Below are 19403 nucleotides of genomic sequence, written 5' to 3'. Positions count from 1 at the left end.
CGCAATCCGGGACCGCGATCCGGGACACTTTGCCCCATATGCCGTGCCCCGGGGAAAGGACGCGACGCCATGTCGGACGCTGCACCGTCCCGCCGGGGCACCGGACGCCGGGACACCGGACGGAAGGGGGGCGCCCCCGGTCCGCTGCTGTCCTCGGTCCGCGCCGCTCCCGCGGCCCACGCACCGGGCCAGGAGGCCGCCGATGCGGGGCTGCTGGGCTCGCTGGTGCCGCTGCTCTCCGAGTGGCTGCCGCGTCAGCGGTGGTTCGCGGGCAAGGGCCGTCCCATCACCGGCTTCACGCTCGTCGCCGCCACCGAGCTGCTGCCCCACCACACCGGCGCCACCGTCCCCGGCCTGCTCCACCTGCTCGTCCGCGCCCAGCAGCCCGGCGCCCCCGCCGGCGGCCGGCCCGCGGACGCCCCGGCCAACGCCGCCCCCGCCGTCCACGCCGGCACCGACGACTGCTACCAGCTCCTGCTCGGCGTCCACGACGTCCTGCCGCCGCACCTGGCGCCCGCGCTCATCGGCCGCCCCGTCGGCGGCCCGCTGCACGGCCGCGCCGTCTACGAGGGCCTGACCGACCCCCGGCTGGCCAGCCTCCTGCTGGAGCGGCTGCGGCTGCCCGGCCGGCTCGGACCGCTGCGCTTCAGCCGCGAGGAGGGCGTCGTGATCGGCGCCGGGCTCGCCCCCCGCCTCATCGGCGCCGAACAGTCCAACTCCTCGGTCGTCTACGGCGAAACGTATATCCTCAAGCTCTTCCGCCGCGTCTGCCCCGGCACCAACCCCGACCTCGAACTCCCCCGCGCCCTCGCCGGCACCGGCTGCGCCCGGGTGCCCGCCCCCGCCGCCTGGTTCGAGGCCGTCGTGCCCGGCGCGGGCACCGAACCCATGACGCTCGGCGTGCTCCAGCCCTACCTGCCCGGCTCCGCCGACGGCTGGCAGCTGGCCCTCAGCGCCCTCGCCGTCCGCGCCGACTTCACCGCCTCCGCCCGCGCGCTCGGCCACGCCACCGCCGAAGTGCACGGCGCGCTCGCCGAGGCGCTGCCCACGGTGGTGCTGCGCCGCCCCCAGCTCGAGCACCTCGCCGCCGCCATGACCCGCCGCCTGGACGCCGCCGCCGACGCCGTCCCGGCGCTGCGCCCGTTCCGGGCCGCCCTGCGGAGCGCCTACGACGACCTGGCCGCCCTCGGCCGCGCCGGGCGCACGTGGCGCGCCCAGCGCATCCACGGCGACCTCCACCTCGGACAGGCGCTGCGCACCGCCGAGGACGGGCGCTGGGCCCTGATCGACTTCGAGGGCGAGCCGGCCCGGCCCCTGGCCGAACGCTCCCGGCCGCAGCCGACCGCCCGCGACGTCGCCGGCATGCTGCGCTCCTTCGACTACGCGGCGGCGGTCGGCCGGGCGAGCGGCACCAGCTGGTCCGAGCGCGCCCGCGCCGCGTTCTGCGAGGGCTACGGCTCGGTGCACGGCGATCCGCGCGAGGACCCGCAGCTGCTGCGCGCCCACGAGACGGACAAGGCCGTCTACGAAGTCCTCTACGAGGCCCGGCACCGCCCGGACTGGCTCCCGGTCCCGATGGCGGCCATCCGCCGGCTGGCGGAGCCGGCGGGGGGCGCGGCGGAGCCGCCCGGTGCGGCCGGCCCGCCGGGCGGGCGCCCGTCCCGTCCGGAGAGGGAGCAGACCCCGTGACTCCCCTTTCCCGCCGTCCCCGCTGTTCCCGCCGTTCCCGTACCACCGATTCCGCTCCCGGCGCCGCCGGCCGGGAGGCTCCGAGGAGGACCGCACCGTGACCGCTCGACCGCCGTCCCGTCGTTCGCCCCACGAGCCCGGACCCGGAGATCCCGGTGCCGCGCGAGGGGTCCCGGCCACGTTCCTGCCGGGGCGGGGCGCGAAGGCGGAGCGGGAGCCCGAACCGGTGCCCGGCCTGCTGCCCGGAGCGGAGGACGCGCCGCGCAAGGAGGACGCGCCGCGCAAGCCCGCAGCGGCACGGGGCCCGAAGCGCACGCCCCCGGCGCGGCGCGGGGTGCGGCCCGCCGAGCCGCTGGGCACGGAGGACCGCGACCGGCTGCTGCACGGCGCGCACCACGACCCGCACGGCCTGCTGGGAGCGCACCCGGTGCCCGGCGGCGTGGCGTTCCGCACCCTGCGCCCCTTCGCACGCTCCGTGGCGGTCAGCGCGAAGGGCCTGCGGGTGGAGCTGTACGACGAGGGGGACGGCCTCTTCGCGGCGGTGCTGCCCCTCAGCGAGCTCCCCGACTACCGCCTGCTGGTGGGCTACGAGGACACGGAGCTGGAGGTCCGCGACCCGTACCGCTTCCTGCCCGCGCTCGGCGACCTCGACCTGCACCTGATCCACGAGGGCCGCCACGAGCAGCTGTGGCAGGCGCTGGGCGCGACGCCGATGGTGCACGAGGAGGTGGCGGGGACCCGGTTCACGGTGTGGGCGCCGAACGCCCTGGGCGTACGGGTCGTCGGCGACTTCAACTACTGGGACGGCACGGGCCACCCCATGCGGTCGCTGGGCGCGTCCGGGGTGTGGGAGCTGTTCCTGCCGGACATCGGCGAGGGGGCGCTGTACAAGTTCGAGATCACGTGCCCGGACGGCTCGCACACCATGCGCGCGGACCCCATGGCGCGCCGCACGGAGGCCCCGCCGGCGAACGCGTCGGTCGTGCACGCCTCGCACCACACCTGGCAGGACGCGGAGTGGATGGCGGCCCGCACGGAGAAGCCCGTCCACGAGCACCCCTTCTCGGTCTACGAGGTGCACCTGCCCTCCTGGCGCCCCGGCCTGACGTACCGGCAGCTGGCCGAGCAGCTGCCCGCGTACGTCAAGGACCTCGGGTTCACGCACGTGGAGCTGATGCCGATCGCCGAGCACCCCTTCGGCGGCTCCTGGGGCTACCAGATCACCGGCTTCTACGCCCCCACCGCCCGCCTGGGCACCCCGGACGACTTCAAGCACCTGGTGGACGCGCTGCACGCGGCCGGCATCGGGGTGCTCATGGACTGGGTGCCTGCGCACTTCCCGCGCGACGAGTGGGCGCTGGCCGAGTTCGACGGGCGGCCGCTGTACGAGCCCGCGGACCCGCTGCGCGCCGCGCACCCCGACTGGGGCACGCTGGAGTTCGACTACGGCCGTACGGAGGTGCGCAACTTCCTCGTGGCCAACGCCGTCTACTGGTGCGAGGAGTTCCACATCGACGGGCTCCGGGTGGACGCCGTCGCCTCCATGCTCTACCTCGACTACTCCCGCGAAGCCGGCCAGTGGACGCCGAACGTCCACGGCGGCCGGGAGAACCTGGACGCGGTGGCGTTCCTGCAGGAGATGAACGCGACCGTCTACCGCCGCTGCCCCGGCGTCGTCACCGTCGCCGAGGAGTCCACGGCCTGGGACGGCGTCACCCGCGCCACGCACCACATCGGGGCGGGCGGCTTCGGCGGCCTCGGCTTCGGCCTGAAGTGGAACATGGGCTGGATGCACGACTCCCTCGTCTACGTCTCGAAGGAGCCGGTGCACCGCAAGTACCACCACGGCGAGATGACGTTCTCGATGATCTACGCGTACAGCGAGAACTACGTGCTGCCGATCTCGCACGACGAGGTCGTCCACGGCAAGCGCGCCCTGGTGTCGAAGATGCCGGGCGACTGGTGGCAGCAGCGCGCGAACCACCGGGCCTACCTCGGCTTCATGTGGGCGCACCCGGGCAAGCAGCTGCTCTTCATGGGCCAGGAGTTCGCGCAGGGGGCCGAGTGGTCCGAGGCCCACGGCCCCGACTGGTGGCTGCTCGACCCGTCCTACTCCGCCGAGGCGGACCACCGGGGCGTACGGGACCTGGTCCGCGACCTGAACTCCGCCTACCTGGCCACGCCCGCCCTGTGGCAGCGGGACACCGTCCCCGAGGGCTTCGAGTGGGTGGTGGGCGACGCGGCGGAGGACAACGTCTTCGCCTTCCTGCGCTTCGACGCCCAGGGCGCGCCCCTGCTGGCCGTCAGCAACTTCTCCCCCGTGGTGCGGCACGGCTACGCCCTGGGCGTGCCCGGCCGGTTCACGGCGTGGCAGGAGATCCTCAACACGGACGCCGGCCGCTACGGCGGCAGCGGCGTCACCACCCCCGACCCGGTCAAGACGGAGGCCACCCGCCACCACGGCCGCCCGGCGAGCATCACGGTGACGCTGCCGCCGCTGGCGACGGTGTGGTGGCGGGCGGTGTGAGGACGGCCCCGGCGGCATGACGGAGCCCCGGACCCACAGGGGTCCGGGGCTCCATACGGAGGTCTGGCGGCTTCAGGCCGCGGCCGTCTCCTTCTCGGCCTCGGCGCCGGCCGCCGCCGCGGCCTCCGGCTTGCTCTTCTCACGGCCCGGCAGCAGGAAGGCGACCAGCACCGTGCCCACGCCGAGGACGACCGCGCCGACGACGCTGGTGTGGGCGACGGCGTCCGCGAACGACTTGTGCACGGCCTCGACCACGGTCTGCGCCTGCTGCGCCCCGAGGGCGGCGGCCTTCTCCGGGCCGACCTTCGGCGCCGCGCCGGCCGCGACCTGCTTGCCGACCTCCTTGGCCACGGCCAGGCCCGCGCCCACCGAGTCCTGCGCGACGGCGAGCGCCTTCTCCGGCAGCCTGGGGCCGCCGGCCTCGGCCGCCTTCGCGGCGGCGTCACCGAGGTTGGAGGAGTAGGTCTTGGCGAGCACGGTGCCGAGGATGGCGATGCCCAGGGAGCCGCCCATCTCGATCGAGGTGCTGTTGACGGCGCCGCCGACGCCCAGCTGGTCCTCCGGGAAGGAGCCCATGATGGCGTTGGTGCACGGCGACAGGGACAGGCCGATGGCCAGGCCCAGGATGATCAGCGGCAGGACGAAGTCGTCGTACGTGGAGGACTCGTCGACGCGGGCGAGCAGCGCGATGGCGACCGTGCCGACGGTCATGCCGCACGCCACGGTGACCTTCATGCCCACCTTGGGGGTGAGGACCGCGGTCAGCGCACCGCCCACGAACACCGCGCCGGCCAGCGGCAGCATCCGCACGCCGGTGTCCAGCGGCGAGTAGCCGAGGACGAACTGCAGGTGCTGGGTGAGGTAGTAGAACGCACCGAAGACGGCGAGGAAGAACAGCGCGACGGCCATGGTCGACCCGGCGAACGCGCGCTGGGCGAAGCGGCGGACGTCCAGGACCGGGTGCGGGTGGCGCAGCTCCCAGAGGACGAAGAGGACCAGGCCGACGCCCGCGATGACCGCGGCGGCGATCGCCTTGGCGCCCCAGCCGAAGTGCGGGCCCTCGATGATCATGTAGATGAGCGAGCCGACCCACACGACGGACAGCAGGCCGCCGATGTAGTCGATCCTGGCCGCCTCCTTGCCGGGACCCGTCGCCCTGGAGGGCGGGACGAGCGCCAGCGCGCCGATGATGCCGAGGAAGGCGATCGGCACGTTGATGAGGAAGGTGGAGGCCCAGCCGTGGTCCTCCAGCAGCGCACCGGCCACGAGCGGGCCGACGGCGATGGCCAGACCGGCGGTGGCCGTCCAGATGGTGATGGCCTTGGCGCGCTCCTCGCGCGGGAAGGTCGCGGCGAGCAGGGACAGCGTGGCCGGCATGATCATGGCCGCGCCGACGCCCATGACGGCGCGCGACGCGATGACCCCGGCCGAGCTGTCGACCATCGATCCGGCGACGGAGGCCGCGCCGAAGACGAGAAGGCCGAGAACGAGCGCTCCGCGGCGGCTGTACTTGTCGCCGACGGCGCCGAGGATCAGCATCAGCGCGGCGTACGGGACGGTGTAGCCGTCGATGACCCACTGCAGGTCGGAGCTGCCCAGGCCGAGGTCCTGGACCATGTCGGGGGCGGCGACCGTCAGGGACGTGTTGGCCATGACGATGATCAGCAGGCTGATGCAGAGCACGCCCAGCGCGGCCCATCGCCTCTTGTACGGACCGTCCATCTCGTCGACCGGTGTCGACATCGCGAGGCCCATCGGTCACCCCTTCCTGTCTTGCGCACTATCTTGCACACGGTTGTGCAATTACACAGCAGTGTGCAAATTACGGGACGGCGACGCCCGGTGCAAAATGAGGTGCAGGATGTCGGCCACGGAGGCTGCGCCCGAAGCCCCCCTCCTCGGCAGAGACTCGATGCAGAGACTCCACGGGACTCCACGGACAGAGAAGAGACCAATGGCCGGCAGAGCGGACGCCAATCGCCGCCGCATCATGGACATCGCGCTCGCGGAGCTGCTGCGCGACCCGGACGCGAGCATGGACCAGATCGCACGGGCGGCAGGTGTCGTCCGGCGCACGGTCTACGGCCACTTCCCCAGCCGCGAGGCGCTGATGAGCGCCCTCGTCGACGACGCCGCGAACTCGGTCGAGATCGCCCAGGCGGAGGCCCTGCGCGACGTCGACGACCCCGCCCAGGCCCTGGCCCGCTCCATGCTCGCCGCCTGGGAGATCGCCGACGGCTACCGCCTGCTGATCTCCATGGCCCAGCGCAGCGTCACCGTCGAAGGCATCCACCGCCGCCTGGAGCCGGTGCGCCGCGAGTGCGCGGCGATGCTCCAACGCGGCCTGGACGAGGGCCGCTTCACCTCCCCGCTGCCGGCCATCGCCCTGGCCTACGTCCGCGAGCAGATCCTCTTCGGCCTGCTCCAGGCGGTCAACGACGGCGTCCTGAGCCCGGCGGAAGCGGGCCGCTCGGCGGCGGTGACGGCGCTCACGGCAGCGGGGGTGCCGGCGAGGGAGGCGACCGAGCTGGTGGCGGGGCTGGTGCCGGCTTAGGGACCGGGGCGGGGGACAGCAGCGGGGGGACAGGGGCTACGTCAAGCGCTCGCCGTCGTCATGGCTGGGGCTCTTGCTGCTGGGGCTGGGGGACGGACTCGGCGTCGTACGGCTCGGGCTGGGACTGGGGCTGGGGGAAGGGCTCGTACGGCTGGGGCTGGGACTGGGGGACGGACTCCTCGTCGTACGGCTGGGGCTCGGGGACGGACTCCTTGTCGTACGGCTGGGGCTCGGGGAGGGGCTCGCCGTCGTACGGCTGGGGCTCGGGCTGGGGGAAGGGCTCGTACGGGTCGGACTGGGGCTGGGACTGGGACCGGGGCTGGACGGGGAACTCGTCGTACGGGCCGGGCTCGGGCCGGGACCGGAGCTGGTGCCGTCGCGCGTGCTGCTCGCCTCGTCGGTAGGGCCGGGGTCCGTCGGCCCGGCGGTGGCCGGGCTGCTGCTGACGCCGGAAGCCGAGGGGCTCGGGGCCGGGCCCGGAGTGCCATCGGGAACCACTGCCCGCACGGCAGCGACGGCCACGACGGCGACCAGCAGCCCTGCGCACCACGGCGCCGCCCGCCGGACCCAGTCGCGCCCGGCCCCGCCACCGCCACGGCCGTCGCCCGGGAGGGTCCCGGACGGCGCCATGTACTCCAGGTTCGCCCTGGTCAGGCCCGCGCCTGAGGTATCGCCCAGTTCCTCCCGCAGCCGCAGCGCGTGACGCAAATGGGCCTGGGCGTCCGCGGCGCGGTCCTCGACGTAGGCCACGGTGCCCAGCTGGTGGGAGAACAGCGCCTCCGACGCCCGGTCGCCGATCCTCCTGGCCGCCTCCGCGCCCTTCTCCAGGACCTCCTTCCACTGCTGCCACCGAAGGCCGGCGAACAGCGCGGCTTCGGCGATCTTCGCCAGCCGGATCACGCCCCGCCACTCCCCCTGCTCGGCCGCGACGCCGAGCAGGCCGACGATGCCCTCCACGCCTTGGAGTGCATCCGTGAGGCTGTGCACGTCGCCGCGCAGCGCGCCGTCCAGCCAGTCGGCGAGCCCGTTGACGCCCGTACTCAACGAGATCGCACCGAGCGACAGCCCCCGCAGGCTCTCCTTCAGGCACACCGGCAGCCCGAACCGGTCCTCCTCCGGCCGCTCGACGAGCCCGCGCTCGTGCAGGGAGATCAGGGACTGCAGCGCGTACGTGATGTCGCCGACGGCCGACACCCAGTTCCCCGGCACCAGGGTTCCGGCCACGAGCGCCAAGGCCACCAGGGCCGTCCGCTCGGGCCCGGACAGAGAACCCGCACTCAGCCGGTCCAGCTCCCGCGGATCCCGCGCGGCCGTGCGGGCCAGCGTCTCGGCCGGGTGCCCGGCCCGCACCAGCGCCGCGGCCTGCCGGATGTGCAGCGGCCGGAACCGTACGGCTTCCAGCAACCGCCGGACGACGGGCAGTTCCGCGTCCTGTACCGGGCGGCCCAGCGAGCGGGCGAACAGGTCGAGCGCGGCGTCCGGCGGCAGCCCCGCCAGGAGCCGGGACGTCCCCGGCCCGCCCAGCACGGGGCGCTCCGCGCCCACCACCAGCACGCAGTCGGGCAGGGCGGCCGACAACTGCCGCGGGATCCGCGAGCCGGGCGGCACCTCGTCCAGCACGATCAGCGGCCGGAGGTGATTGACGAGCCGCTCGCAGACCGTCCGGGGGTACTTCACCCGTTCCCGCTCCACGGACAGGTACAAGTCGTCCATGAGCAGTTGGAGTACGTCCTCCAGCGGATTCCCGGCCACGCGCGCGAACGCGCTGCGCCTCCCGCCGCCCCCGGCAATGGCCAGGAGGAGGCTGGTCTTTCCGAACCCGCAGGGAGCATGGAACTCCACCGGCCGCCCGGCGAGACATTCCGTCCGGGCGGCGGCCAGCTCCTCCTCCCGCCCGAGGAGAAGGGGTGCGGCAGCGGACGGCCGACGGCGTGGACCGGGGTCGCGGAGAAGCAACTCCGAACGCTCGAGCCGGGTACCGCTGCCGGAGGTGAGAGTGATACGGGAACTGCCGTAGAGAACGCTGTACACATATCCCCCTGGCACACGAGAGCCGCGCATGCGAACGGCAGCGTCCGCCGCAGACGAACCCACGTCCAGCGCGGGACATGCCCTGCACACCCACACGCCCCCTGAACGCTCTGAGCGCCGCCCGGGGAAGGGACAGGTGGGGCTTCGGTTCGTGAACGGGGGCGGGCGACAGCCGTCGCCCGCCCCCGTTCACGCCACGCAGAATTCGTTGCCCTCCGGGTCCTGGAGTACGACGCCGTAGTAGTCCATGCCCGGCTCGTCCATCACGCGGATCACCGTCGCCCCTGCCGCTGTCAGCCGGTCGACCGCCACGGTGACCCGTACCGTACGGGTCGCCAGCGGGACCCCACGGCCGCCGCCCACCTTGAGGTCGAGGTGGACGCGGTTCTTGGTGGTCTTCGGCTCGGGGACCTGCTGGAACCACACCCGCGGTCCGCGCCCCGCGGGGTCGACGATCGACTCCGGGGTCTCCCCGGCGCCGTCCGCCAGTTCCGCTTCCGGCACGCCCGTGGCCGACCAGTAGTCCCGCCACGTGGCGTGGCCTTCCGGCGGGGGCTCGGGGACGTACCCCAGCGCCTCCGTCCAGAAGGCCACCATCCGCTTGGGGTCGGCGCAGTCGATCGTCAGCTGCAGGTGGGGCAGTTGAGGCGGCTGCGGCGACCGCGGCAGCTGCGGAGTCGTTTCCATGCCCCGCAGCCTGGCAGAAGGGTCTGACAGCCGGCCTCAGGCCGGCACACCCGCCGGCTCCTTCGGCTCCGGCAGGGCTCCCCCGCCTTCATGGCCGTCCCCGCCCCCGTGCCCGTGCCCGTCGCCGCTCAGCGTCGTCTCGTCGAACGGCATCCGCCCGGCGAGCACTTCGCCCACCCGCTCCTTGTCGATCTCCTTGGTCCACGTGCCGACGAGGACCGTCGCCACCGCGTTGCCCGCGAAGTTCGTCAGTGCCCGCGCTTCGCTCATGAAGCGGTCGATGCCGACGATCAGGCCGACGCCGTCGACGAGTTCGGGGCGGTGGGACTGGAGGCCGCCCGCGAGCGTGGCGAGGCCCGCGCCGGTGACGCCGGCCGCGCCCTTGGACGCGACGATCATGAACAGGAGCAGCGAGATCTGCTGGCCCAGCGCCAGCGGTTCGCCCATGGCCTCCGCGATGAACAGCGACGACATCGTCAGGTAGATGGCCGTGCCGTCGAGGTTGAAGGAGTAGCCGGTGGGCACGGTGATGCCGACGACGGGCTTGCTCACGCCCAGGTGTTCCATCTTGGCGATCAGGCGCGGCAGGGCGGATTCCGACGACGACGTCGACAGGATCAGCAGGAACTCGCGGCCCAGGTACTTCAGCAGCGTGAAGATGTTGACCCCGGCCACCAGCCGCAGCAGGGTGCCGAGCACGACGATCACGAACAGCACGCACGTGACGTAGAAGCCGATCATGATGACGGCGAGGGACTTCAGGGCGTCGGTGCCCGTCGCGCCGACGACCGCCGCGATGGCGCCGAAGGCGCCCACCGGGGCCGCCCACATGATCATGGCGAGGATACGGAAGACCAGCTTCTGGATGTGTCCGATGCCGCGCAGGACGGGCTCGCCCGCCGTGCCCATGGCCTGCAGGGCGAAGCCCGCGAGGAGCGCGACGAGCAGGGTCTGCAGCACCTGGCCGCCGGTGAAGGCGGAGACCATGGTGGTCGGGATGATGCCCAGCAGGAACTGCGTCGTGGACTCGCTCCCGCCCTTGGCCTGCGCCTCGCCCGCGTGGCGCACCGCGTCCGTCAGGTGCAGCCCGCTGCCGGGCTCCAGGAGGTTGCCCACCACGAGGCCGATGGCCAGCGCGACGGTGGACATGACCATGAAGTAGCCGAGGGCGAGGCCGCCGACCGCGCCGACCTTCGCGGCCTTCCGCACGGAGCCGATGCCCAGCACGATCGTGCAGAAGATGACCGGCGAGATCATCATCTTGATCAGGTTCACGAAGCCGGTGCCGAGCGGCTTGAGCTCGACCGCGACGCCCGGCGCCGCGAAGCCGACGGCGATGCCGGCGAGCACGGCCGCGATCACGGCCAGGTAGAGGTAGTGGGTCCGGTCCGGCCGCCGGGGCGGCTGGACGGCCGGTGGTGCTGCCTGTGCCGTCACGGGGTCTCCTCGTCGTCGCGGCTCTGGGCGCACTGCATCGGTCCCGGCGGGCAAGCGGACGCGAGCGAGTGCGAGCGAGCGGATGCGGGCGGGTGCAGAGCAACAGTCTGGGGGCGCCCCGCTCTCCCGACGAGTGGGGCTCCGGTGACTATGCACGCCTCTGTGACCGTGGTCACCCTTATGTGCATTACGTTCACGGGCGCGGGCCGGTGCACACTGTCCGCCATGCGCAGACCCCGCATCCGCCGCCCCCGCAGCCTGGCCGGCCAGCTCTTCGCGATGCAGATCGTGCTGGTCGCCTTCGTGGTGGCCGGCTGCGCGGCCTTCGCGTACGTCGCGGACCGCGGCCAGGCCGAGGAGGCGGCGCGCCGCGAGGTGACGGCGGCGGCGGTCGCCGTGGCCGCCTCCGCGTCGGTGCGGGACGCGGTGCGCTCGGCCGACCCGCCCTTCGTTCTCCAGGCGTACGCCGACCGCGTGCGCACCGACACCGGCGTCGACTTCGTGACGATCATGAGCCCGGACGGCATCCGCTGGACCCACCCGGACCCGGAGCGCATCGGCGAGCGCTTCCTGGGCCACACCGGTCCGGCCCTGCAGGGCAGGACCTTCTCGGAGACGTACACGGGCACGCTCGGGCCGTCGGTCCGCGTGGTCGTGCCCGTCATGGACGGCGACCGGGTCACCGGGCTCGTGAGCGCGGGCATCACCGTCGACGCGATCAGCGCCGAGATACGGCGCCAGCTGCTGGCCCTGCTCGGCGTGGCCCTCGGCGCGCTGGCCCTGGGCGGCGCGGGGACGTACCTGCTCAACGCCCGGCTGCGCCGTCACACCCACGGCATGAACGCCACCGAGCTGAGCCGGATGCACGACTACCACGAGGCCACGCTCCACGCGGTGCGCGAGGGGCTGCTGATGCTCGACGGGCAGCACCGCATCGCCCTCATCAACGACGGCGGGCGTGAACTCCTCGGCCTCACCGGGGAGGTGATCGGCCGCCGGGTCGACGCCCTCGGCCTGCCGCCCGCCCTCACGGACGCCCTGCTGGCGGCCGAGCCGCGCGTCGACGAGGTCCACGCGACCGCCGACCGCATCGTCGTCCTCAACACCTCGCCGGTCTCCGGGGGCGAGCGCCACGGCACCGTGGTGACCCTGCGCGACCACACCGAACTCCAGGCGCTCTCCGGCGAGCTGGACTCCGTGCGCGGCTTCGCGGAGGCCCTGCGCTCCCAGGCGCACGAGGCGGCGAACCGGCTGCACGCGGTGGTCTCGCTGATCGAGCTGGGGCGCGCGGACGAGGCCGTCGAGTTCGTCACCGCGGAGCTGGAGCTCGCCCAGGCCCTCACCGACGAGGTGGTCGGCGCCGTCGCGGAGCCCGTCCTCGCGGCCCTGCTGCTCGGCAAGGCCGCGCAGGCCAACGAGCGCGGCGTGGAGCTCGTCCTCGCCCCCGACACGCACGTCGACGACGGCCTGCTGCCGGACCACCTGCCGGCCCGCGACCTCGTCACCGTCCTGGGCAATCTGGTCGACAACGCGGTGGACGCCGCCGCCGAGGAGGCCAACCGCAGCGTGGCGGAGGTCCGGCACGCGCAGGTCACCGTCACCCTGCGCGCCGACGCCGGCGACCTGCTGCTGCGCGTCGGGGACACCGGGGCGGGAGTGGCGCCCGAGGCGATGGAGGAGGTGTTCCGGCGCGGCTGGTCGACCAAGTCGCCCGGCAGCGCGCCGCACGGCCGCGGCCTCGGCCTCGCGCTCGTCCGGCAGGCCGTGCGCCGCAACGGGGGTACGGTCTCCGTCACCGGCGCACCGGGCGGCGGCGCGGAGTTCACCGTCCGGCTCCCCCTGCACGCCGCCCGCCCCGCGGAGACGTCCGCGGCGCCCGCCACGCCCTCGTCGCCCCCGACGCCCGCAGTGCCCGCAACGCCCGCCCCACGGACCGGAGTGCCCTCATGAGCAGACCCGCCGCCGCCCCCCGGCCCATCCGTGTCCTCGTCGTCGAGGACGACCCCGTGGCCGCCGACGCCCACGCCCTCTACGTGGGCCGCGTGCCCGGCTTCACGGTGGCCGGGATCGCGCACTCCCTGGGCGACGCCTCGCACTTCCTCAAGCGGACGCCCGTCGACCTGCTGCTGCTCGACCTCTTCCTCCCCGACGGGCACGGCCTTCAGCTGCTGCGTTCGCTGCGCACCGCCGGGCATACCGCCGACGTCATCGCCGTCACGTCGGCGCGCGATCTGACGGTCGTCCGCGAAGGGGTCTCCCTCGGCGTCGTGCAGTACGTCCTGAAGCCGTTCACCTTCGCCACCCTCCGGGACCGGCTCGCGCGCTACGCCGAGTTCCGTTCGGTCGCGGGCGAGGCCAGCGGGCAGGAGGAGGTGGACCGCGCGTTCGCCGCACTGCGCGCCCCCCAGCCCGCCGCGCTGCCCAAGGGGCTGAGCCCCGCCACCCTCCGGTCGATCACCGACGCGCTGCGGTCCGCGGGGGACGCCGGCCTGTCCTCGGGGACGGCGGCGACGGCCGTGGGCATCTCCCGGATCACCGCACGCCGTTACCTCGAACACCTCGTGGCGGCGGGCCGGGCGGCCCGTACGCCCCGCTACGGCCAGATCGGCCGCCCCGAACTGCGCTACCACTGGCAGAGCCGGCCCTGACCCGGCCGTCCCCGTCCCCGTCCCCGTCCTCGTCCCCGTCCTCGTCCCCGTCCCCGGCCCCGGCCCCGGCCCGGGGTGACACGAGCAGACGCCACCACGACGCGTGCAGGCGGCACCGAGCGGGAACGTACGAACTCAGGAAGGCGCAGCCCGCCGAGGCCCCGTCCCGGGCGCCGAGGCCTGCCCCCAGGAGGTCGCCCGTGCGCCCCACCGCTCCCGTGCTGCTCTCCGTCGCGGCCCTCGCCGCGGCCTCCCTCACCGCGTGCGGCGGGGGTTCCGGCGGCGATCCGGACACCGTGAAGATCGCCTACCAGCGCACCACCGACAACAAGACCCGGATCATGGACGACTACCTGGCCGGGATCAAGAGACAGTTCGAGCGCGCGCACGACGGCAAGAAGCTCCAGCTGGTGCCCGTACAGGCCTCCCAGGCCGACTACTACGCCAAGCTGCAGCAGATGATGCGGTCGCCGAAGACCGCGCCGGACATCGTCCGCGAGGACACCTTCCTCATCAACTCCGACATCAAGGCGGGCTACCTGCGCCCGCTGGACGACAAGCTGGCCGGCTGGAAGGACTGGAGCCGGTTCGCCCCGGCCGCGAAGGCGGCGGTGAAGGGCGAGGACGGGAAGACGTACGGGGTGCCGGACGGCACCGAGACCCGCGGCCTGTGGTTCAACAAGGAGGTCTTCGCGCGGGCGGGGCTGCCCGCCGACTGGCACCCGCGCACCTGGAAGGACGTGCTGGACGCGGCCCGCAGGGTCAAGGAGAAGGTCCCCGGGGTCACTCCGCTCAACGTGTACACGGGCAAGGCGCCGGGCGAGGCCGCCACCATGCAGGGCTTCGAGATGCTCCTGTACGGGACGGGCAAGGACCCGCTGTACGACCCGGCGGTGCGCAAGTGGGTCTCCGGGAGCCGCGGGTTCCGTGATGCGCTGGAGTTCGTGCGGACCGTCTTCGCCGACAAGCTCGGCCCGGACCCCGCCGACGCGCTCGACCCCAACGTCGACAACCGCGTCGCCACCGAATGGCTGCCCTCCGGCAAGCTCGCGATCGCCCTCGACGGCTCCTGGCTCGGCAAGTACTGGCAGCCCGGCGGCTCCAGGCCCTGGCCCGAGTGGACCTCGGTGATGGGCCGGGCGCCCTTCCCCACGCAGAACGGGGCGGCGCCCGGGGCGGTCAGCCTGTCGGGCGGCTGGACGTGGTCGGTCAGCGCCAAGTCCGGCAAGGCGGACCTGGCCTGGCAGGTGATCGAGACCCTGCAGACGACGGACAACGCCACCGAGTGGACGGTGCGCGACGCGCAGATCGCCGTACGGGACGACGTGGCGGCCTCCCGCAAGTACTTGACGTCGATGCCCGGAGTCGACTTCTTCACGGCACTGGTGAAGTTCACCCACTACAGGCCCGCGCTGCCGGTCTACCCGCAGGTCTCCAGCGCCATCCGGGACGCGATGGAAGCGGTGACGACGGGCGACGCCTCCGTGCAGCGGGCCGCCGGGCGCTACGACGAGGAGCTGAAGTCGATCGCCGGTGCGGCGGGAGTGACGGCGCGGGAACGGGCGCGGTGAGCGGGACGGCCGGGACGCCTGCGGCGGGGGATGCGACCAAGGTGCCCGCCGCGCGGGGCCGGGGCGGGGCGCGGGGCCGGAACGGGGCGCGACGCCGGGACGAAGGCAGGCCGCGGGCACGGCGGGCGCTGCGCTGGCTTCCGATCGCCCCCGCCAGCGTCCTCCTGCTGCTCTTCCTCGCCGGGCCCGTCGCCTACTGCGTGGCCATCGCCTTCACCGACACGCAGCTGACCGGTCAGGCCTCCGCCTCGTTCGTCGGCTTCGCCAACTTCCGCCGGGCCTTCGCCGACGAGGGCTTCCGCCACGCGGTGGTGCTGACGCTCGTCTTCACCGTGCTGTCCTCGATCGTCGGCCAGAACAGCCTGGGCCTCGCCCTCGCGGGCCTCATGCGGCGCGCCTCCCGTCCCGTACGGACGCTCACGGGCGCGGTCGTGATCGCCGCGTGGGTGCTGCCGGAGATCGTGGCCGGCTTCCTGCTCTACACGTTCTTCAACCGGCGGGGCACGCTCAACGCCGTCCTGGAGCAGCTCCACCTGCCCCCGCAGAACTGGCTGTTCACCCTGCCGATCCTGGCCGTCTCCTTCGCCAACGTGTGGCGCGGCACGGCCTTCTCCATGCTGGTCTACTCCGCGGCGCTCGCGGAGATCCCGCAGGAGATCACCGAGGCGGCGGAGGTCGACGGCGCGAGTGGCCCGCGGCGCCTGTGGCACGTCACGCTGCCGATGATCCGCCGCTCCATCGCCACCAACCTCATGCTCAACACCCTCCAGACGCTGTCCGTCTTCGGCCTGATCTGGGCCATGACGCGCGGCGGCCCGGGCAACAGGAGTCAGACGCTCCCGGTCTTCATGTACGACCAGGCGTTCCTGAAGTCGCTGATCGGCTACGGGACGGCGGTGGCGCTGCTCCTGCTGCTGGTGGGGGCGCTGTTCTCGGTGGTGTACCTACGGCTGATGCGGGAGGAGATCTGAAGCCACGAAGGGCTCCGTGTGCCCTCCGGGGTCTCCGCCCCCTCCCGCATCTCCGTCATCGGGACCCGGCTCAGCCGAGCTTCTTCACCTGGGCCTCGACGACCGCCTTCGGCTGCTCGGCCTGGCCGGCGAGGCTCAGGGCGTAGAAGGTGGCGACCGTGTTGCCCTTGCGGACCGCGATCAGGTGGGTCGTACCGGTCGTGCCCTCCGCGTCCAGGTTGAGCGTGAAGGAGACCGCCTCGTCGCCACCCGCGGCGAAGTCGGCGGGCGCGACCTTCGTGAACTTCGTCTTGTCGGCACCGGCGACGAGGTTGAAGCCGCCGGCGCAGTCCGCACCGGACTTCTTCAGCGCCGCGATGACGTCACCGGCCGCCTTGGCGTCGCCGTACGCGCCCAGCGTGTCGGACGTGATCGTGCCGCCCAGGGCGCTGAGGCCGGCCTTCATCTTGTCCTCGGGGGCGGCGTCCGGGGCGGGGGACTTCGGCATCGCGATGACCTTGCGGATGACGAGCGCGGCGGGCGCACCGCCGGAACGCAGGCTCATCGCGTCGACCAGCGGCTTGCACTCGGCCTTGTCGCTGGTGACGCTCTTGGCCGTGGCGAGGTCGGCCGCGGTGGCCTCGGTGACCTTGTGGCCCGGGACGTCGCTCTCGGCCAGGACGAGCTTGCCCAGCTCCTCCGCCGAGGCGGCCTTGCCTGCGGCGGGGGCGCTGGCGGACGCCTTGCCCTTGGGCTCGTCCTTCTTCCCCTCGGACTTGTCCGAACCGCAGGCGCTCACGAGCAGGGCCAGCGACATGGCGGAGGCGGCGAGAGCAGTACGGCGGACGGTGGAGCGGCGCATGAATGGTTCCCCTGAACTGGATCGGAAGCGACCCCACATATAGTCATGCGCAGGTAAAAAGTTCAATATCTTTCCCGCCGCCGGACGCCCGGCACGCATTACGATCAGATCTCGAACACTTGATCGACAACGGCTGGAGTCATGGAAGGCACGTTCCGCGTACGCAACACCGGCAGCGGTCTGCTGCTGGAGGTCGAGGGCGGCCGCAAGGGCAGCGGCGCCAACGTCCGGCAGGGCCGGGAGGACGGCAGCGCCGCGCAGCTGTGGCACGTGAGCCCCGTCCACGAGGGCAGCGGCCTGCACCACTTCGTGAACGCCGCCAGCGGCAAGCGGCTCGACGTCGCGAACGCGAGCGTGGAGAACGGCGCCAACGTCCAGCAGTGGAAGGCCAACAACTACGGCGCCCAGGAGTGGCTCATCGAACAGCACCTCGACGCCCCCGGCACCGTCACCCTCGTCGCCCACATCAGCGGCCTGCTCCTGGAGGTCGCCGACGCGTCCACGGAGCACGGCGCCAACGTCCAGCAGGGCGAGGACACGGACAGCCCGGGCCAGTGGTGGCAGCTGGAGCCGGCGCCGGATGCCTAGGCGGCGGGGCCGCAGGGAATTCAGGACCTGAGAGGCCCGCACTCCCCCGCCCCGCCCGGAGGTGCCATGCGCCCGCTCCCCGCCCGGCGCACCCGTCAGCGCCTGGCCGCCGACGCGGCGCTGCTCGTCGTGGTCGCGGCGTTCTCCGTGCCGCTCGTCTGGCTGTTGCTCGCCTCCGTCGACGCCGAGGCGGGGCTGACCGTACGGGCTCCGGACCATCCGACCGCGGAGAACTTCTCCGCCGTCCTCACGGACGAGATCACCTTCACGCCCGTGCTCAACAGCCTGCTGCTGTGCGGGGGCGCGACCGCCGTGACAGTCGTGTGCGCGACCCTCGCCGCCTACCCGCTCTCCCGCTACCGCTCCCGGCTGACCCGCCCGTACCTGCTGGGCGTGCTCTTCACGACCTGTCTGCCGATCACAGCGATCATGGTCCCGGTCTACGGCCTCTTCGTACGGGTCGACCTGATCGACACGCTCACCGGCACGGCCCTCTTCATGACCACCGCCCAACTGCCCTTCGCCATCTGGCTGATGAAGAACTTCATGGACGGCGTGCCGGCCGTCCTGGAGGAGGCGGCCTGGACGGACGGGGCGAGCCGGCTGCAGGCGCTGGTGCGGGTGGTCCTGCCGCTGATGGGCCCGGGCGTGGGCGTCGTGACGATCTACAGCTTCATCATGATGTGGGGCAACTTCTTCGTGCCCTTCATGCTGCTGCTCTCCCCCGGCCAACTCCCGGCGTCCGTCAGCATCTTCACCTTCTTCGGGAACTTCGGGCAGGTCGCGTACGGGCAGCTGGCGGCGTTCTCGATCCTGTATTCGACGCCGGTGATCCTGCTCTACGCCCTGATCTCGCGCCGCCTCGGCGGCGGCTTCGCCCTCGGCGGCGCCGTCAAGGGCTGACCCGCATCCGTCCTGCGTCAGGCACGGTTCCTGAGCAGCTCCACGACGCCCGTCAGGTCCTCCGCGCCGTGCCCGCCGGCCACGCGCTCCTGCATCAGGGAGTGGAGGGCCGTGAACAGGTCGGGCCGGACGCCCTGCTCCTCGGACGCCCGCAGCAGATTGCCGAAGGCCGCGGCCTGCATGCCGATGTTCGACACGACGCCGTCGGCGTAGTCGCCCGTCTCGACCTGGTGCGCCATGTGCGGAACGGCCGTCGCCATGCCGCCGATCCACGAGCTCAGCAGCGGTACGAACTCGTCCGCCGGCACGTTCGCCGAATCCGCCAGCGCCAGGGCGTGGAAGACGCCCGAGAACAGCCCGTACATCCCGCTGAGCAGGGCGATGTCCAGCAGGGCGGCCAGGCCCGGGTCGGCGCCCGCGAAGTGCGCGGCGCCCAGGCGCTCCAGCGCCCCGCGGTGGGCGTCGAAGACCTCCCGCTCGCCGCTGTAGAGGACGAACGCCTGCTCCGTGCCGATGCCCGGCGGCACGGCCATGATCCCGCCGTCGAGGTACGCGAACGCGTGCGAGGCGGCCCACTCCGCCGCCTCGCGGGCCTCGGCGGGGGTGCCGGTGGTGAGGTTGACCAGGGTGCGGCCCGCGAGCGCCCCGGTGGCCGGGGCCAGCGTCTCGTACACCGAGGCGTAGTCCAGGATGCAGGCGATCACCAGCGGGCTCGCGGTGACCGCGGCCGTGACGTCGCCGGCCCGGACGGCGCCCAGGGCCAGGAGCGGGTCGGCCTTGTCCGGGGTTCGGTTCCAGACGGTGACGGGGTGACCCGCCGTGAGGAAGGCGGTGGCCAGGGCCTGTCCCATGGCGCCCAGACCGAGAACGGTGACGGGGGTGGCGGAAGCGGGGGCGGAGGCAAGGGCAGGCGCAGTGGCAGGGGCAGAGGCAGGGGCAGAGGTGTTGCTCATGTG

The 19403-nt window shown here is 73.2% G+C and carries 15 protein-coding genes; 9 read left to right on the top strand and 6 right to left on the bottom strand.

Features of this window, described 5'->3' with window-relative positions; genetic code table 11:
* Positions 1-69: 69 nt before the first annotated feature.
* Both AS857_RS30330 and glgB read left to right on the top strand, forming a co-directional pair.
* Positions 70-1689, top strand: a complete 1620-nt coding sequence (locus AS857_RS30330) for a maltokinase N-terminal cap-like domain-containing protein (protein WP_160330281.1) — start codon at positions 70-72, stop codon at positions 1687-1689.
* Positions 1690-1786: 97 nt separating this feature from the next.
* Positions 1787-4216, top strand: coding sequence for a 1,4-alpha-glucan branching enzyme (gene glgB, locus AS857_RS30325; RefSeq protein ID WP_420823980.1), 2430 nt, complete (start codon positions 1787-1789; stop codon positions 4214-4216).
* A gap of 72 nt (positions 4217-4288) precedes the next feature.
* Here glgB and AS857_RS30320 read toward each other — a convergent pair whose 3' ends face one another.
* Positions 4289-5971, bottom strand: a complete 1683-nt coding sequence (locus tag AS857_RS30320; RefSeq protein ID WP_058046360.1) for an MFS transporter — start codon at positions 5969-5971, stop codon at positions 4289-4291.
* Between the two features lie 199 nt (positions 5972-6170).
* Between AS857_RS30320 and AS857_RS30315 the strand changes: the two genes are divergently transcribed.
* Positions 6171-6770, top strand: a complete 600-nt coding sequence (locus AS857_RS30315) for a TetR/AcrR family transcriptional regulator (protein WP_058046359.1) — start codon at positions 6171-6173, stop codon at positions 6768-6770.
* A gap of 36 nt (positions 6771-6806) precedes the next feature.
* On the opposite strand, the gene AS857_RS40140 is transcribed toward AS857_RS30315, so the two are convergent.
* From AS857_RS40140 to AS857_RS30300, 3 genes are all read right to left on the bottom strand, one after another.
* Positions 6807-8483, bottom strand: a complete 1677-nt coding sequence (locus AS857_RS40140; RefSeq protein ID WP_160330280.1) for a hypothetical protein — start codon at positions 8481-8483, stop codon at positions 6807-6809.
* A gap of 507 nt (positions 8484-8990) precedes the next feature.
* The gene (locus AS857_RS30305) at positions 8991-9488 is read right to left on the bottom strand and encodes a VOC family protein (protein WP_058046357.1); all 498 of its coding nucleotides are present in this window, start codon (positions 9486-9488) and stop codon (positions 8991-8993) included.
* 36 nt (positions 9489-9524) lie between these two features.
* Complete coding sequence (locus tag AS857_RS30300; RefSeq protein WP_058046356.1) at positions 9525-10925, bottom strand: cation:dicarboxylate symporter family transporter; 1401 nt, start codon at positions 10923-10925, stop codon at positions 9525-9527.
* A gap of 225 nt (positions 10926-11150) precedes the next feature.
* Here AS857_RS30300 and AS857_RS30295 point away from each other — a divergent pair, with 225 nt between their 5' ends.
* The 4 genes from AS857_RS30295 (at position 11151) to AS857_RS30280 (ending at position 16115) form a co-directional block, all read left to right on the top strand.
* Entirely contained in the window at positions 11151-12875 is a 1725-nt protein-coding gene (locus tag AS857_RS30295) for a sensor histidine kinase (protein WP_079110729.1), read from the top strand.
* On the top strand, positions 12872-13573 hold the full coding sequence (locus AS857_RS30290; RefSeq protein WP_058046355.1) for a response regulator: 702 nt from the start codon (positions 12872-12874) through the stop codon (positions 13571-13573). The genes AS857_RS30295 and AS857_RS30290 overlap by 4 nt, the downstream gene beginning before the upstream one ends.
* Before the next feature lie 200 nt (positions 13574-13773).
* Positions 13774-15144, top strand: a complete 1371-nt coding sequence (locus tag AS857_RS30285; protein WP_058046354.1) for an extracellular solute-binding protein — start codon at positions 13774-13776, stop codon at positions 15142-15144.
* Positions 15141-16115 carry a carbohydrate ABC transporter permease gene (locus tag AS857_RS30280; protein ID WP_420823979.1) on the top strand — a complete coding sequence of 325 codons (975 nt, stop codon included), beginning with the start codon at positions 15141-15143 and terminating at the stop codon, positions 16113-16115. The genes AS857_RS30285 and AS857_RS30280 overlap by 4 nt, the downstream gene beginning before the upstream one ends.
* A gap of 70 nt (positions 16116-16185) precedes the next feature.
* On the opposite strand, the gene AS857_RS30275 is transcribed toward AS857_RS30280, so the two are convergent.
* Complete coding sequence (locus tag AS857_RS30275) at positions 16186-16956, bottom strand: hypothetical protein (protein WP_058046353.1); 771 nt, start codon at positions 16954-16956, stop codon at positions 16186-16188.
* A gap of 141 nt (positions 16957-17097) precedes the next feature.
* Here AS857_RS30275 and AS857_RS30270 point away from each other — a divergent pair, with 141 nt between their 5' ends.
* Positions 17098-17544: an RICIN domain-containing protein gene (locus AS857_RS30270; RefSeq protein ID WP_058046352.1), complete on the top strand. Its 447-nt coding sequence runs from the start codon at positions 17098-17100 to the stop codon at positions 17542-17544.
* Positions 17545-17610: 66 nt separating this feature from the next.
* Positions 17611-18447 carry a carbohydrate ABC transporter permease gene (locus AS857_RS30265; RefSeq protein ID WP_058046351.1) on the top strand — a complete coding sequence of 279 codons (837 nt, stop codon included), beginning with the start codon at positions 17611-17613 and terminating at the stop codon, positions 18445-18447.
* Positions 18448-18464: 17 nt separating this feature from the next.
* Here the strand turns inward: AS857_RS30265 and AS857_RS30260 are convergent, their stop codons facing one another.
* Positions 18465-19400: an NAD(P)-dependent oxidoreductase gene (locus AS857_RS30260; RefSeq protein ID WP_079110727.1), complete on the bottom strand. Its 936-nt coding sequence runs from the start codon at positions 19398-19400 to the stop codon at positions 18465-18467.
* Between the last annotated feature and the right edge of the window lie 3 nt (positions 19401-19403).

Source organism: Streptomyces roseifaciens (assembly GCF_001445655.1).
Lineage (GTDB): Bacteria > Actinomycetota > Actinomycetes > Streptomycetales > Streptomycetaceae > Streptomyces > Streptomyces aureoversilis.
This window is presented reverse-complemented; position numbering and strand designations above follow the sequence as displayed.

Excerpts from the sequence above, each read along its gene's own strand:
- AS857_RS30290 (WP_058046355.1), top strand. The coding sequence starts at position 12,872 with ATGAGCAGACCCGCCGCCGCCCCCCGGCCCATCCGTGTCCTCGTCGTC.
- AS857_RS30305 (WP_058046357.1), bottom strand. The coding sequence starts at position 9,488 with ATGGAAACGACTCCGCAGCTGCCGCGGTCGCCGCAGCCGCCTCAACTG.
- AS857_RS30265 (WP_058046351.1), top strand. The coding sequence starts at position 17,611 with ATGCGCCCGCTCCCCGCCCGGCGCACCCGTCAGCGCCTGGCCGCCGAC.
- AS857_RS30330 (WP_160330281.1), top strand. The coding sequence starts at position 70 with ATGTCGGACGCTGCACCGTCCCGCCGGGGCACCGGACGCCGGGACACC.
- AS857_RS30275 (WP_058046353.1), bottom strand. The coding sequence starts at position 16,956 with ATGCGCCGCTCCACCGTCCGCCGTACTGCTCTCGCCGCCTCCGCCATG.
- AS857_RS40140 (WP_160330280.1), bottom strand. The coding sequence starts at position 8,483 with ATGGACGACTTGTACCTGTCCGTGGAGCGGGAACGGGTGAAGTACCCC.
- AS857_RS30260 (WP_079110727.1), bottom strand. The coding sequence starts at position 19,400 with ATGAGCAACACCTCTGCCCCTGCCTCTGCCCCTGCCACTGCGCCTGCC.
- AS857_RS30315 (WP_058046359.1), top strand. The coding sequence starts at position 6,171 with ATGGCCGGCAGAGCGGACGCCAATCGCCGCCGCATCATGGACATCGCG.
- AS857_RS30295 (WP_079110729.1), top strand. The coding sequence starts at position 11,151 with ATGCGCAGACCCCGCATCCGCCGCCCCCGCAGCCTGGCCGGCCAGCTC.
- AS857_RS30320 (WP_058046360.1), bottom strand. The coding sequence starts at position 5,971 with ATGGGCCTCGCGATGTCGACACCGGTCGACGAGATGGACGGTCCGTAC.
- AS857_RS30270 (WP_058046352.1), top strand. The coding sequence starts at position 17,098 with ATGGAAGGCACGTTCCGCGTACGCAACACCGGCAGCGGTCTGCTGCTG.